Source organism: Rummeliibacillus sp. GQ308 (genome assembly GCF_059759115.1).
The window spans coordinates 856691-870941 of record NZ_JCAXDQ010000001.1 but is presented as its reverse complement, the minus strand read 5'-3'; the positions used below and the strand labels follow the sequence as shown (position 1 = coordinate 870941).

At 38.0% G+C, this 14251-nt stretch carries 17 protein-coding genes; all 17 read right to left on the bottom strand.

What is annotated here, in order from left to right; translation table 11 throughout:
- Window positions 1-37: 37 nt before the first annotated feature.
- The 17 genes from dxr to AC6CHJ_RS04075 all read right to left on the bottom strand — a co-directional run bounded on the left by dxr (window position 38) and on the right by AC6CHJ_RS04075 (window position 14249).
- A complete protein-coding gene (dxr, locus tag AC6CHJ_RS04155; RefSeq protein ID WP_249775692.1) occupies window positions 38-1183 on the bottom strand; it encodes a 1-deoxy-D-xylulose-5-phosphate reductoisomerase in 1146 nt (381 codons plus the stop codon).
- Between the two features lie 13 nt (window positions 1184-1196).
- A complete protein-coding gene (locus AC6CHJ_RS04150; RefSeq protein ID WP_498287380.1) occupies window positions 1197-1991 on the bottom strand; it encodes a phosphatidate cytidylyltransferase in 795 nt (264 codons plus the stop codon).
- A gap of 6 nt (window positions 1992-1997) precedes the next feature.
- Entirely contained in the window at window positions 1998-2783 is a 786-nt protein-coding gene (uppS, locus tag AC6CHJ_RS04145) for an undecaprenyl pyrophosphate synthase (RefSeq protein ID WP_147194111.1), read from the bottom strand.
- A 243-nt stretch (window positions 2784-3026) separates the two neighbouring features.
- The gene (gene frr / locus AC6CHJ_RS04140; RefSeq protein ID WP_147194113.1) at window positions 3027-3584 is read right to left on the bottom strand and encodes a ribosome recycling factor; all 558 of its coding nucleotides are present in this window, start codon (window positions 3582-3584) and stop codon (window positions 3027-3029) included.
- Entirely contained in the window at window positions 3584-4321 is a 738-nt protein-coding gene (gene pyrH / locus AC6CHJ_RS04135; protein WP_066785685.1) for a UMP kinase, read from the bottom strand. The genes frr and pyrH overlap by 1 nt, the downstream gene beginning before the upstream one ends.
- A 74-nt stretch (window positions 4322-4395) precedes the next feature.
- Window positions 4396-5283, bottom strand: coding sequence for a translation elongation factor Ts (gene tsf, locus AC6CHJ_RS04130; protein ID WP_066785683.1), 888 nt, complete (start codon window positions 5281-5283; stop codon window positions 4396-4398).
- Window positions 5284-5626: 343 nt separating this feature from the next.
- On the bottom strand, window positions 5627-6349 hold the full coding sequence (gene rpsB, locus AC6CHJ_RS04125; RefSeq protein WP_066785674.1) for a 30S ribosomal protein S2: 723 nt from the start codon (window positions 6347-6349) through the stop codon (window positions 5627-5629).
- Window positions 6350-6501: 152 nt separating this feature from the next.
- A complete protein-coding gene (locus tag AC6CHJ_RS04120) occupies window positions 6502-7008 on the bottom strand; it encodes a hypothetical protein (protein ID WP_498287377.1) in 507 nt (168 codons plus the stop codon).
- Window positions 7009-7037: 29 nt separating this feature from the next.
- Window positions 7038-7340 (bottom strand): RNA polymerase subunit sigma, encoded by a 303-nt coding sequence (locus AC6CHJ_RS04115; protein WP_147194117.1) that lies wholly within the window; start codon window positions 7338-7340, stop codon window positions 7038-7040.
- Window positions 7341-7358: 18 nt separating this feature from the next.
- Window positions 7359-8129, bottom strand: coding sequence for a FliA/WhiG family RNA polymerase sigma factor (locus AC6CHJ_RS04110; protein ID WP_147194119.1), 771 nt, complete (start codon window positions 8127-8129; stop codon window positions 7359-7361).
- 83 nt (window positions 8130-8212) lie between these two features.
- Window positions 8213-8545 (bottom strand): hypothetical protein, encoded by a 333-nt coding sequence (locus AC6CHJ_RS04105; protein WP_147194120.1) that lies wholly within the window; start codon window positions 8543-8545, stop codon window positions 8213-8215.
- A complete protein-coding gene (locus tag AC6CHJ_RS04100; protein ID WP_147194121.1) occupies window positions 8545-9045 on the bottom strand; it encodes a chemotaxis protein CheD in 501 nt (166 codons plus the stop codon). Before AC6CHJ_RS04100 ends, AC6CHJ_RS04105 begins: the two co-directional genes overlap by 1 nt.
- 1 nt (window position 9046) lies before the next feature.
- Window positions 9047-9679 carry a chemotaxis protein CheC gene (locus AC6CHJ_RS04095; protein WP_066785654.1) on the bottom strand — a complete coding sequence of 211 codons (633 nt, stop codon included), beginning with the start codon at window positions 9677-9679 and terminating at the stop codon, window positions 9047-9049.
- Between the two features lie 12 nt (window positions 9680-9691).
- A complete protein-coding gene (locus tag AC6CHJ_RS04090; RefSeq protein ID WP_147194123.1) occupies window positions 9692-10138 on the bottom strand; it encodes a chemotaxis protein CheW in 447 nt (148 codons plus the stop codon).
- Window positions 10139-10162: 24 nt separating this feature from the next.
- Window positions 10163-12223: a chemotaxis protein CheA gene (locus tag AC6CHJ_RS04085; RefSeq protein WP_498287375.1), complete on the bottom strand. Its 2061-nt coding sequence runs from the start codon at window positions 12221-12223 to the stop codon at window positions 10163-10165.
- 13 nt (window positions 12224-12236) lie between these two features.
- Window positions 12237-13328, bottom strand: coding sequence for a protein-glutamate methylesterase/protein-glutamine glutaminase (locus tag AC6CHJ_RS04080; RefSeq protein WP_498288509.1), 1092 nt, complete (start codon window positions 13326-13328; stop codon window positions 12237-12239).
- A 51-nt stretch (window positions 13329-13379) separates the two neighbouring features.
- Window positions 13380-14249: a MinD/ParA family protein gene (locus AC6CHJ_RS04075; protein ID WP_066785648.1), complete on the bottom strand. Its 870-nt coding sequence runs from the start codon at window positions 14247-14249 to the stop codon at window positions 13380-13382.
- Window positions 14250-14251 lie beyond the last annotated feature (2 nt).

The window sequence follows — 14251 nt, the reverse complement described above, 5'->3', positions numbered from 1 at the left end:
TAATCCCACCTTTTTATGCATTATAAAATTACTATTGCTATTTTAGCATGGTTTGAATCGTTTTTCTCGTTTCTTTATCTACTTGTAAAATAGTTTCTAAATCTGGGTTGCTAATATTCTCATGTTGGTTCATCATTCTGTCGATGATGTCTTCTATTTCAAGAAACTTGATCTTTCCTTGTAAGAAGGCACCTACTGCTGCTTCGTTCGCAGCGTTCATAACTGTTAAAATAGAGCCTCCCATCCGACCTGCTTGATAAGCAAAATCAAGGCAGCGGAAACGCTTTAAGTCAACATTTTCAAAGTGCAGTTGAGAGATTTTCGCTAAATCCAGTCTTTCTGCATTAGAGCGCGGCAACCTATCTGGATAACTTAAAGCATATTGGATTGGTGTACGCATGTCCGGTGTACCTAACTGTGCCATCACACTTGTATCATGATATTCAACCATCGAGTGAATAATGCTTTCTCGATGGATTAATACGTCAATTTTATCGTATGGCATATCATACAACACCGCTGCTTCAATGACTTCCAAACCTTTATTCATCAATGTAGCAGAATCAATTGTAATTTTTGCTCCCATAGACCAATTTGGATGATTTAGAGCTTCTTTAACTGTAACATTCTCCAATTCATCACGTGTTTGATCTCTAAAACTACCGCCAGAAGCCGTTAAGATAAGTCTTGAGACAGATTTTGGATTTTCACCCTGCATTGATTGCCAAAGTGCTGAGTGCTCACTATCTACAGGCAAAATCGGTGCACCGTATTTCTTAGCTTCACTCATGACCAAATGTCCTGCTGTGACAAGTGTCTCTTTATTCGCAATTGCAATCATTTTTCTTTGCTGGATCGCTGCCAAAGTAGCTTCTAGTCCAATACTGCCTAAGACAGCATTCAATAGTATATCGCTGTCAGTATATGTAGCTACATCTATTAACCCTTGAGCACCATACGTGAATTCTGAGTCTGGAAATTCTTTTGCAAGTTTTTGTGCATCCGCCTCTAGTTGAACAGATACCAACTTAGGCTTAAACTCTTTTATTATTTCCTTTGTAAGCTCAATATTTTTACCAGCAGCAAAAGCTACAATTGAAAATTGATCAGGATGTTCCCTCACAATGTCTAATGTTTGTAATCCAATTGAGCCTGTTGCGCCTAATAAACTGATACGTTTCATCTACTAATCACCCTTAACCAATAAAGTGTAAAAAATAAAGCAGTGGCAAAACAAATAAGATACTATCAAAACGATCCAAAATGCCACCGTGTCCAGGAAGGATTTTACCGGAATCCTTCACGTCATAATGCCGTTTAATAGCAGATTCTACCAAATCCCCTAACTGGCCAAATATGGACGCAACAATGGAAATAAGTATAATTGTGACATATGAATAATCTAGCTTTACAATTGCCTGGAATATTAAAGCTGCAATGACTGCAACCACAATGCCACCCAAAAAGCCTTCAACAGTCTTATTCGGTGAAATTTCCGGCCATAATTTACGTTTGCCTAATTTTCTTCCGACAAAATAGGCGCCAGAATCCGTTGTCCACACGATGACCAATGCATAAACAACAAATGCCAATCCTTCCACCCTTGCAGTAATGAAGTAATGAAAGCCAATTCCTACATACAATGCACTGATTACCAAGAATCCTACATCATCAAAGGTAAAACTATTTTTTACAAAGACAGTATAAATCAGCAATAGAATTGCTGCTATAAACATGTATTCTATTTGCGAAAAAGAAGTGGCTTCTTGTAGTTGTAAGCTCCATTGTTTCGGCATTAATACTACAAATAGTAGCAGTAACGTAATAATTCCGGGAACTGACAGTAAAGCTATTCCTCTCATTTTTAAAACTTCATATAATCCAATCGCTGCCATCACATACACTAATAGTGTGAACGGCAAATTTCCGTATACCACGAATGGAATAAATAAAAGCGCAGCAATAATTGCTGTGATAATCCGCTGTTTCAACTTTCATTATTCTCCTTTCAATCCCCCGTAACGGCGATTGCGTTTTTGGTAATCAATTATTGCACTGTACAAATGCTCCGCTTTAAACTCTGGCCAGTGTATATCAGAAAAAAAGAACTCCGTATATGCGAGTTGCCATAATAAAAAGTTACTTACTCGGTATTCACCGCTTGTTCGTATTAGTAAATCTGGATCCCCAATACTTGACGTCATTAATTGTTCAGAAATTGTTTCTTCAGTTATTGATGACATGTTAAGTTCACCTTGCTGTACAAGGCTCGCGATCTTTTGTACTGCCAGAACCATTTCTCTGCGGCTACCATAATTAAATGCAAAATTAAGCACCATGCCTGTATTATCTTTCGTTTTATCCATTGCATTTTGCACAGCTCGACTTGTATGCGAAGGCAACCCATCCATTTCGCCAATCATTTCGACCCGAATATTTAACTCCATTAACTCGGGCAGGAAGTCAGCCAAAAATTCTTCCGGTAAACGCATTAAGAAATCTACCTCAGTTGATGGTCTTTTCCAATTCTCTGTAGAAAAAGCATATAGTGTAATCGCTCCAACCCCAATGGCGTTCGCAGCTTTTGTAATCACACGTACATTATGCATGCCTTCACGATGCCCGATAAAGCGTGGTAAAGCTCGGCTTTTTGCCCAGCGACCATTACCATCCATTATAATCGCGATATGCTTTGGCACCTCTTGCATTTGAATCAGTTCCATTTGCGCTTGCAATGACAGGTCTTTTTTTTCAGTTTTCTTCCATCCGAATTTATCTAACATTTAGAATCCTCCACTAACTTACAAATCGGAACGTATACTTCCTCTATCATACCAAAAATAACAATTAATTTCCTTAATCTAAACAAAAAAGATGCTTAGCCTAAAACTTAGAGCCAATCTAAATGGATAGGTATTAGGGAAAGCTATGTATCAACTTAAATGCGCTTTCTTCATAAGGAGCATGTAAAACAAAAAAGACGTCCCTGAGTTATAGGACGCCTTGAAAAAGACAAGGTTCTATGATTAAACGGATAGGATTTCGCTTTCTTTTTCTTTAGCGATTTGATCTACTTTTTCAATGTTGGCATCAGTCAATTTTTGGATATCTTCAGAATATCCACGCAAATCGTCTTCAGTAATTTCGCCGTTTTTTTCTAGTTTTTTGCAATCATCGTTTGCGTCGCGGCGTACATTACGAATAGCAACTTTTGCATCTTCGCCTTCTTTTTTCACTAGTTTCACAAGATCTTTACGGCGTTCCTCTGTTAAAGCAGGAATTGAAAGACGGATGACGTTACCATCGTTAGTTGGTGTAATGCCGATGTCAGACTTCAATAAAGCTTTTTCAATTTCACCTAGTACAGATTTATCGTATGGTTGGATTACTAGAAGACGTGCTTCTGGCACAGAGACGCCAGCAAGCTGATTAATAGGTGTTGGTGCACCGTAGTATTCCACATTTACATGGTCTAGTAAAGAAGCATTTGCACGGCCTGCACGAATTGTTGCTAGTGCACGGCTAAATGCTTGTATTGCTTTGTCCATTCTCTCTTCAGCTTTCGCCAAAACTTCCTTCGACATTATGGGTTCCTCCTCACGATTGTTCCAATGTTTTCTCCCAACACAGCGCGCTTAATATTACCGTTTTCAGTAATAGAGAACACAATAAGTGGGATATCATTATCCATACAAAGAGTGGATGCTGTTGAATCCATTACTTGTAGTCCTTGCTGAATAACTTCTAAGTATGTTAGTTGTTCATATTTCACTGCTTCTGTATCTATTCTTGGATCTGCAGAGTATACGCCATCTACATTATTTTTAGCCATTAAAATGACATCTGCATTAATCTCAGCTGCACGTAAAGCTGCAGTAGTATCAGTAGAGAAATAAGGATTTCCTGTTCCTGCTGCAAAAATGACAACACGTTTCTTTTCTAAATGGCGAACTGCTTTTCTGCGAATATAAGGTTCAGCAACTTGCGTCATAACAATTGATGATTGTACGCGAGTAGGTACATCTAGATTTTCAAGTGAATCTTGTAATGCTAAAGCATTCATTACAGTGGCCAACATGCCCATATAATCAGCATTTGCCCGTTCCATGCCCATTTCAGCACCAATTTTGCCTCTCCAAATATTTCCGCCACCTACTACTAATGCTACTTCTACTCCAAGCTCTACTACATCTTTCACTTGCTCTGCAACTGATTTGACGATTTTAGGAGATAAGCCAAACCCTTCTTCTCCGGCAAGGGCTTCTCCGCTAAGCTTAATGACTACTCTTTTGTACTGCTGCATACTCTTTGGAACCTCCATCATGCTTTTTCTTGAAAAAGAGGGAACACGAAAAAGATGTGCTCCCTACTTTTTTTGCTATTCATACGAATATATTATTTGCCTTTTACTTGGCTCATTACTTCTTCTGCAAAGTTGTCTTCGCGTTTTTCAATTCCTTCGCCAACTTCATAGCGCACGAAAGAAGTTAAAGTAGCGCCAGCAGATTTGATGTAGTCGCCCACTTTTTGATCTGGGTTTTTAACGAATGCTTGGTCAAGTACGCAAATTTCTTCGAAATATTTACGAAGACGGCCTTCAACCATTTTTGCTACGATATTTTCTGGTTTACCTTCGTTAAGTGCTTGTTCAGTTAATACTTTGCGTTCATGAGCGATTTCTTCTTCAGAAACTTGGTCATGAGCGATGTATTTTGGATTTAATGCAGCAATATGCATTGCAACATCTCTTCCTACGTTTTCATCAGTAGTACCTTCAAGAACAGCTAACACACCGATACGTCCGCCCATGTGTAAGTAAGCGCCGAATGCATCTGCATCTGTTTTTGAAGCAACTGTAAAGCGACGAAGAGTGATTTTTTCACCGATAGTAGCTATTGCTTGGGAAATATGTTCAGCAACAGTTGCACCGTTTTCCATTTTTGAATCCATAGCTTCTTCTAGAGTAGCTGGTTTTGCAGCTAATAAGTGATCCGCTAATTCTTTAACCAATTTTTGGAATCCTTCGTTTTTAGCAACAAAGTCTGTTTCAGCATTTACTTCTAAAAGTACAGCGTCATTTCCTTTTACTTCGATATAAGTTGTACCTTCTGCTGCGATACGATCTGCTTTTTTAGCAGCTGAAGAAAGACCTTTTTCACGTAAGAAGTCGATTGCCGCTTCCATATCTCCATCTACTTTTACTAATGCTTTTTTACAATCCATCATACCAGCACCAGTTTTTTCGCGTAATTCTTTAACCATTTTTGCAGTTACTTCTGCCATTGAAAATTCCTCCTTATAAATTCACATGAATTATTCCAGCTATATAGGGAACTTAAGTCCAACGTCCGGTGTAGATGCTAATGCAATATTTCCTTAAATTATATAATCCAGCAAATAAAGAGACATCAGTACACTGTGTGTTTATTTAAGAATACCCCAATAATTAGCATTAAACCAACTTTCTGCTTTAATAGATTGGTACCCTTACCAAAAAAGTTACGGCCGTTTTCTATTATGCGTTCATTGGTTTATAAAGCAAGCAAAGCTCCACTTTATTTTTATTATTCTCAAAAAAAGGTGATAAGAGGGTTTAGCCGCTTATCACCTGTTTTTTAATCAGAAATTACTCAGCTGCAACCTCTTCAGCTGGAACTGCTTCTTCTTCGCCTTGTTTAGACTCGATTAAAGCATCTGCCATTTTTGAAGTAATTAATTTTACAGCACGGATCGCATCGTCATTTGAAGGAATAACGTAGTCGATTTCATCTGGGTCACAGTTTGTATCAACCATTGCTACTAACGGAATGTTTAATTTGCGAGCTTCCGCTACTGCAATACGTTCTTTACGAGGATCTACAACAAACATAACGTCTGGTAGAGCGTGCATGTCACGGATACCACCTAAGAATTTAACAAGGCGTTCGTGTTGTTTTTTAAGTTGAACAACTTCTTTTTTAGGAAGAACTTCAAAAGTTCCGTCCTCTTCCATTCTTTCGATCTCTTTCAAACGTGCAACACGTTTTTGGATTGTACCGAAGTTTGTAAGAGTACCACCTAACCAACGTTGGTTGATATAGTAGTTACCTGAACGTTCTGCTTCTTCTTTAATTGCTTCTTGAGCTTGTTTTTTAGTACCAACGAAAAGTACTTTACCGCCGTCTTCGCCAACTTGGCGCATGAAGTCGTAAGCCTCTTCTAATTTTTTAACTGTTTTTTGTAAGTCGATAATATAAATTCCGTTACGTTCCACAAAAATATATTTTTTCATTTTTGGGTTCCAACGACGTGTTTGGTGACCGAAATGTACACCAGCTTCTAGTAATTGTTTCATTGAAATTACTGACATGATAGTTCCTCCTGATATGGTTTTTTTGTCCGCCGCATTCGTCCTTTATAAGAGCAACTCGAAATTCGAGCACCTTCTCCTATATCAGAATACGTGTGTAATGTAACACCATTTGATAATATATCATATCACCTGGTATTCTGCAAGAAATATTATTGCCCAAACTTTAAAAGCAACTCTACTTCAGTTTTCCCTTTTTGAAGGAGCTTTGCAATTTCATCCACAGACTTCCCGCTACGATAATATTTTTTTACCGTTTCTTCCATTGTTAATGGTTTGGGCTGTTCCATGTTTACGGCCAAATGATCTTGAAAAGTTGCTTTTGGCGTATTTTTTTTAGTATTTTTTTGGTAGGCCTTTGCCACGCTATTACGTGGCATTTTAAAGTTATTGAAGCTGCTTTCTTCTACTAGAGGGTGGTCCTTCTTCTGACCTTCTTTTTCATTGCTAGTTCTGTTTTCAAACGTTTGATGTGTTTTGGTTGCCAACTCTGCAATGAGACGGTCATTCTCATCTCTTATCTCCGCTAAATAAGCACCAAGGGAAGCCTCCAATTCATCTCTGACTTTTGTCTGATGAGTTTCTATATCTCTTAAACGAGAAATTTTGACATAAAGTAATGCAATAAAATAAAAGCTTAAAACTTGAGTGATAAACAAAAAGACTATACCTATTACCATATTTTTACCTACCCTTTAAAATCTACTAAATGTCCTGCAAAAGGATGCGTTAAATCATTGATCTTAGCGCTGTTTTTTTCATTATTTTCCTGGGAGGCAGACTCAGTTCTATGAGCGACAGCTTCCTTTTTAGCTTTTCCAGTTGGACTGGATTCTGAGACAGATGTCCTCTTTCTAGCTTCTTGTTTTTGATGTGCTCTGCTTGCTAATTCCTGTCCTAGCAGGGCTTGTTGCTGGTGTTGTTCCGATATTTTGCCTGCTTCAAAGGTTTTAGGCAAGGCTATTTGCAACTCAACAAATTTCAAACTCATCCTACTGTCCCCTATCGGCTATTCATTTGGCATTTCAGCAGATAATATTTTGCGCAACTTAAAGATTGCTTTTGAATGGATTTGTGAAATGCGGGAAGTGGAAAGATGAAGCATTTCCCCAATTTCAGTAAGTGTCAGTTCCTCTGTATAAAATAAGCTGAGGACTTGCTGTTCCTTTTCATTTAATTTTAAAATACTTTCAACCAAATCCTGTAAAAGTTCTGTTCGTACTGCTTCCTCTTCAGGGGTTTTTGTAAGATGGTCTCTTATAGCAAAAGACTTAATCTCAGTATCGTCTTGGTCAGTATTATGTTCGTCAATTGACAATATATTAGACATAAAATGTTCTTGCATCGTCTGATACACATCATCAACATTTATATTTAATTGCTCTGCAACTTCTTCAGGGGTGACATGGCGCCCTAATTGTTGCTCCATTGCCTCAATTTGCAACTCCATTTTTTTAGACTTTTCCCTCGCAGAGCGTGGAAGCCAATCTTCTTTTCGTAGGCCGTCAATAATCGCGCCACGAACACGAAAAGAGGCATATGTATCAAACTTTAAATCTCTGTTAATATCAAATTTATTAAGTGCATCAAACAACCCCATCATTCCAAGACTCGTTAATTCATCTTTTGAGATATTCTTTGGTAGATTTGTACCTATTCGCTGTACATGATACGAAACGAGGGGTGTATATTTTTTTATTAGTAGATCACCTGCATGAGGATCGCGTGTTGCTGCCCAGTTTTGCCAAAGTTTCTGTTCTTCTTGTGTGGTTGTTTGCATTTCGTATCCCCCCTAATATTTAACCATATTATATCAAATACTTACTATAAAAGGGAGCCAAATTATATGCTCCCTTTTTAATATTATTCATCTTGCGCCATCATACTCTTCACTGCTTTCGCCAGCTCCTCTGCTTGGCTTTCTGTATTTACTTCTAGATCAGCTTTTTCCATCTCTTCATTGACTTCAATATGTTCATTGCTTGGATTTTCTTCTTGTTCAATTTCAGTGGGTGTGTACATAACAAAAGCAATCAAATAACGTACAAGAAAAGAAGCGATAAAAACGACTAACGCAATGATAAATGTTTGGATAAGAATTTGAGTGGGTGTATCACCCGATTGAAGGTTGCAAAAAAAGTAAATCGTGAAAGCAGCTAGTGCTGCCCACCAATTGTAAAAAATAGAACCCGCCATTAAATCTCCTTCACTCCTTGGTTGACCGTGCGAATCTGCAATAATGAATTGGCTGTATCAAACTCAATCGTTCTGCCGCTGTTACCGCCTGTATCCTCAGCTACAATAGGAATAGAGAAATTTTTCAGTTGTTGTTTGACTGCTTCTACATTTCTTGGCCCGATTCGCATTGATTCTCTATTTGTAGCGAATTGAAACATTTGGGAGCCTCCTGCAATTTTAGCCTTTAACCGAAAAGGATGAACGCCCTCTCTTTTTAACTGCTCAAGCATGGCCGGTATTGCCGTATCAGCGAATTTTGCTACATTTAGAGAATCGCTTCGTGAAAGGGATGAATCCGGCAACATTACATGGATTAACCCAGCAATACCCTTAAATTCATCGTATAAAACGACGCCAACGCATGAACCTAGGCCTGATGTGCGGATCGTGTGAGGCGACTTGACTATATCCATTTGTGCAATTCCAACTTTTATTACGGTGCTCACGCTTTCTATCATTTTACAAAACCCCTAATGCACTAAAGATTGTTTCGAAAGATTCAGGATCCGGTAATAAAAAGAAATGTCCATGTACGGATTCTGAGCCTTCCATATGTTCTTCAAAAATCGTCGTATCAATGACTATTGCATGGTCACCGATTTGCGAAAGTTCAATTAACCCATAACTTATAATGGCACCGAACATATCTACTGTCAGCGCAGGTGGGGTAGGCTGAATCTTTAACCCTGTAAAATCAGATAAGGATGATAAATAAGAACCTGATAATATGTTGCCAAGCTCTTGCATAGCTGAAATGCCCATATCCGATACATTTGTATCTTGAAAGTCAAATTTGTCATCATGTATTAATTTGCGAATAAAATGGTTGGCTTGTTCAACTGATAGGATGAAGAACATCCCTCCGGTTGCATCGCCTTCGATTCGAAGATAAATGCTTACAACAACACTTTCTGCACCGCCAACAAATTCCATAATTTCATTAAATGAAGCCATTTTAACATATGGAACTTTCATATCTATCTTTGTATTCAATAAATTAGAAAGAGCAGTAGCTGCATGCGCTGCTCCTATATTTCCAATCTCTTTCAATACATCTAAATGAACGGAGGTGATATTATTTTTAAAAGACAAGAAAATGCCCCCTTATTTTAAGGTATGAAGTACTTTCTCTAAATTTAATAGAATAAGAAGCCTTTTATCTGTCTTTGCTACGCCTGATATAAATTCTTCCTCGAATGAGCCGACCACTTCAGGCTGAGGTTCAATTGAACTCGTCGGGATATCCATCACATCATTGGCAGCATCTACAATAAAACCTACTTCCATATCATCTAGGGATATAATTATAATGCGTGTATCATCATTTTCTACCGTTGATTTCACGTTGAACCGGTCGCGCAAATCAATAATGGGTGTTACCACACCTCTTAGATTAATGACACCTTTAACGTAGCTGGGCGTTTTAGGTACGCGCGTAATATGCATCGCTTTTTCAATGCCTTGCACTTGGTTCACTGGAATGGCATACTCTTTTTCCCCTAATTGAAACACAATAACTTTCACACTATCCAAATCTACTGCTTTTTCCAAAGTGCTCACCTAACCTTCTAAACATTATTTAATTAGTGAATTACAGTCTACAATTAATGCTACTTGGCCGTTTCCAAGGATAGTAGCCCCCGAAATGGCAAATACATTTGTTAAGTAATTTCCTAATGATTTCAACACAATCTCTTGCTGGCCTATAAACGAATCGACCACTAATCCTGCCATTTTTTCTCCTTTTCGCACAAGAACTACAGAATGGAATTCATCATGCTTTGGTTCTGGGCGAGGTACATCAAAGAATTCATCAAGGAATAATAAAGGCACAACTTTCCCGCGAAAATCGATTACTTTTTGATTATGCGCATTCATAATGTCAGAATTCCGAATAATTGATGTCTCAATAATAGATGAGAGCGGAATAGCATAAATTTCTTTTTCAATTTCAACAAGCATCACTGAAATAATCGATAGTGTCAGTGGTAACTGTATAGAGAATAATGAACCTTTGCCTTCTACAGATTCAATCGTAATATTACCGCCTAATGACTCGATTGTAGATTTAACCACATCTAAGCCTACTCCACGACCAGATATATCAGAAATAACTGAAGCTGTTGAAAAGCCTGAAGACAAAATTAATTCATTCACTTGTTGATCTGACATTGATTCTGCAGCTTCAGCTGTAACAATTCCTTTAGCAATCGCTTTTTCTAAAACTCGTTCTCTATTGATTCCAGCTCCATCATCTTCAAGCTCGATAAATACATGGTTACCACTATGATAAGCGCGCAAAACGATATTACCTTGTTCTGTTTTGCCAGCTTTCTTACGTGCTTCTGGATCTTCTACACCATGATCTAAAGCATTGCGAATTAAATGGACAAGCGGATCACCTATTTCATCAATAACTGTTCTATCCAATTCAGTTTCTGCACCGATGATTTCAAGATTAACTTTTTTATGCAAATCGCGGGCTAACTGACGCACCATTTTTGGGAAACGATTGAATACTGTTTCAACTGGCACCATGCGCATGGTTAAAATAATATTCTGCAAGTCGCCAGAAATGCGTGCCATTCTTTCTACGGTTTCATTCAACTCGCCATGATTCAATTCACCAGCAATTGATTGTAAACGCCCACGATCAATTACAAGCTCTTCAAATAAGTTCATCAAAATATCCAATCGCTCAATGTTAACGCGGATTGTTTTACTACCTTGGGCACTTTTCTTCTCTGTGACCTTATTATTTGGTACTGAGTTTGCTGCTTTTTGGACTGGAGTCTCTTTGGTTGTTTTTTCATCTTTAGAAACTACTTCTGCTGTTTCTTCTGCCGTTGTAGCTGCAGCCTCTTCATTAGCCTTTGATTCATCAATTGGCGTGATAGTAATCCGTTCAACTTCAGAAACCTTCATTAGCTTACTTTGTAAGTCGTTAATTGGCTCTTTGGTTATAAAGGCAACGTGGAATTCTTGGTCGAATTGTTCTTCTTCCAATTTATCTACAGATGGCGAAGATTTCACCACATCACCCAATTTTTCAAGAATATCAAATACCATATAAACACGGGCAGCCTTTAAAAGACAGTCAGCACGTAGCATGACGGCAATCTCATATGTATGAAAACCTTGCTCGCGAGATTGCTGAAGCACTGTTAATTCAAATTCATCAAATTGCAAAGCCTCATTTGAAGATGGTCCAGATTCTTGTACTTCCTCTTTCGCATCAGAAGCTTGTACGATTTCTTCACCGTTCTCAATCATTTTTAATTTTTGTACAGTGCTCGTAACATCTCTTTTCCCATCACCTCCGCCAGAGATATCATCAATCATTGCTTCAAGATGATCCACGGATTCAAATACTACATCTAGAATTTCTGGCGTTACTGTAATTTTTTCATTGCGGATACCATCTAATACGTTTTCCATCTTGTGTGTTAAGTCTGCTAGGTCTTCAAATCCCATTGTGGCAGACATCCCTTTTAGGGTGTGGGCATTCCGAAATATTTCATTTACGATAGCTAGATCATGTGGATTTTGTTCTAGAGCCAGCAAATTTTCGTTACATGATTGAAGATGTTCTTTACTCTCATCAATAAAGACCTCTAAATATTGATTTGTATCCATGAAGAGTCCTCCCTTAAGTCAAATATTTCATTATTGTTTTTGAAATATCGTGTAAATCTGCTACTTCATCTACCAAACCTGTCGCATAGGCAGCTTTAGGCATTCCATATACAACACTTGTATTAGCTGATTCGGCGATTGCTTTCACATTTCCGTTTCTTTTCAGAGCCTGCAAGCCCTTTGTCCCGTCAGAACCCATACCAGTCATGATAACAGCTATTTTGTCGAGATCATTAAACTGGCTAACGCTATCGAACATAATATCGACAGAAGGACGATGACCTCCATTTGGTGGTTCTACATTGTCCAGTTCAATTGCATATGTTTTTGCGACTTTCCGAAGGCGAAGATGATAACCTCCAGGAGCTATATATGCTACACCATTTTGCAAAATGTCTCCTTGCTCTGCTTCCTTCACTCGAATTTTGGACAATTGATCCAACCGGTTAGCCAATGATTTGGTGAAGCCCATCGGCATGTGCTGAACGATAATGACAGGTGCTTTCATATCTTGAGGCAAGTAGGGGATGACCTCTTGCAGTGCACGCGGTCCTCCTGTTGAAGTGCCAATCAATACGATTTTTTTAGCATTTGTATGCCAACTTTTTTGTGTTGATGATGTACTCGTTTGGGTTTTAACATTTGATTCATTTAAAGGCTTTACTGTTTTTTGATCTCCCAATAAATTTTTTGAAATGTTGAACTTTTCATCTATTGGTGCTCTTTTTTTCGTCAACTTAGACACATGGACAGTAGCTGCATTTTCTACAATACGGATAATGTCCGATTTAATATCCTTTAAGTCAAGTGAAATAGCGCCGCTTGGCTTTGGAATAAAATCTACTGCACCGGCATCCATCGCTTCAAACGTGCTTTTTGCCCCACTTTGGGTTGCGCTAGACAACATAATCACAGGCAGTGGATGGTCCTTCATAATAACTTTTAAAGCTTCAAGGCCATTCATTAATGGCATTTCAATATCCATTGTGACAATGTCAGGCTTCAACATTTGAATCTTCTTTATTGCATCCATTCCGTTTCTCGCTGTGCCAACAACCCGAATATATGGATGATCTGCAAAAAAGTCAGACAACAACTTTCTCATAAATGCTGAATCATCGACAATTAATAATGATTTGGAATGAATAATAGACAACTAATCACGCCCTTTTAAAAAAATACTTCTTAATTTAGAAATAAACTTATTTGGCTGTTGCGTTATAAGGCCGTCATAAGCATGCCCTTCTATATATCTCTTCGTAATATCTTCCATTGTTTTAGCAATCTTGCTATTGGGATATAAGATTGTAAAAAGCTCTTGTTGTTTTACAGCTTTCGGAACTATAGGATCTTCAGGCAAGGATCCTAATATAGTTACGTCTTTTGACAAAAAACGCGCCATTGTTTGTTTAAGTCTAATTAATGTATCGGTTCCTTCCTCATTTGTTATTACTCTATTACAAAGCAAATAGAAATTTTTTTCTCGATCTTTAAAATGAATATACTTCATCATAGAATATGCATCTGTTATGGATGTCGGCTCTGTGGTAGAAATGACAATAATGTCATCAACAGCATTTAGTAAGTCTAAAGACCAGTTAGTGGCGCCAGCTCCCATATCAAATAAGATATAGTCGTAGTCTTTCTGTAGTTTTGCAAAAGCAAGAAGCAGACGATCAACCATTTCATCTGTCCATTCTAAAATGCTTGCTAATCCCGTCCCACCAGAGACATAATTCAAATTATTGGGTCCATCATATATCACTTCTTCAAGTGTCACTTCGCCTTGCAAGTAATCTTTTAAGCTATAGCGAGCACTTCTACCTAATAAAATATGGACATTTCCCATTCCAATATCCATATCAATAATAATCACTTTTTTTTCATAGGACATTAGCATATTAGAAAAGTTAGTAGTAAAATTGCTCTTTCCTACCCCACCTTTTCCGCTCACAACGGCAATTGATTTTCCTAACCGGGCATTTTGCTGCATTTTCATTCTTAATGATTGAGCTTGATCTTTCATAA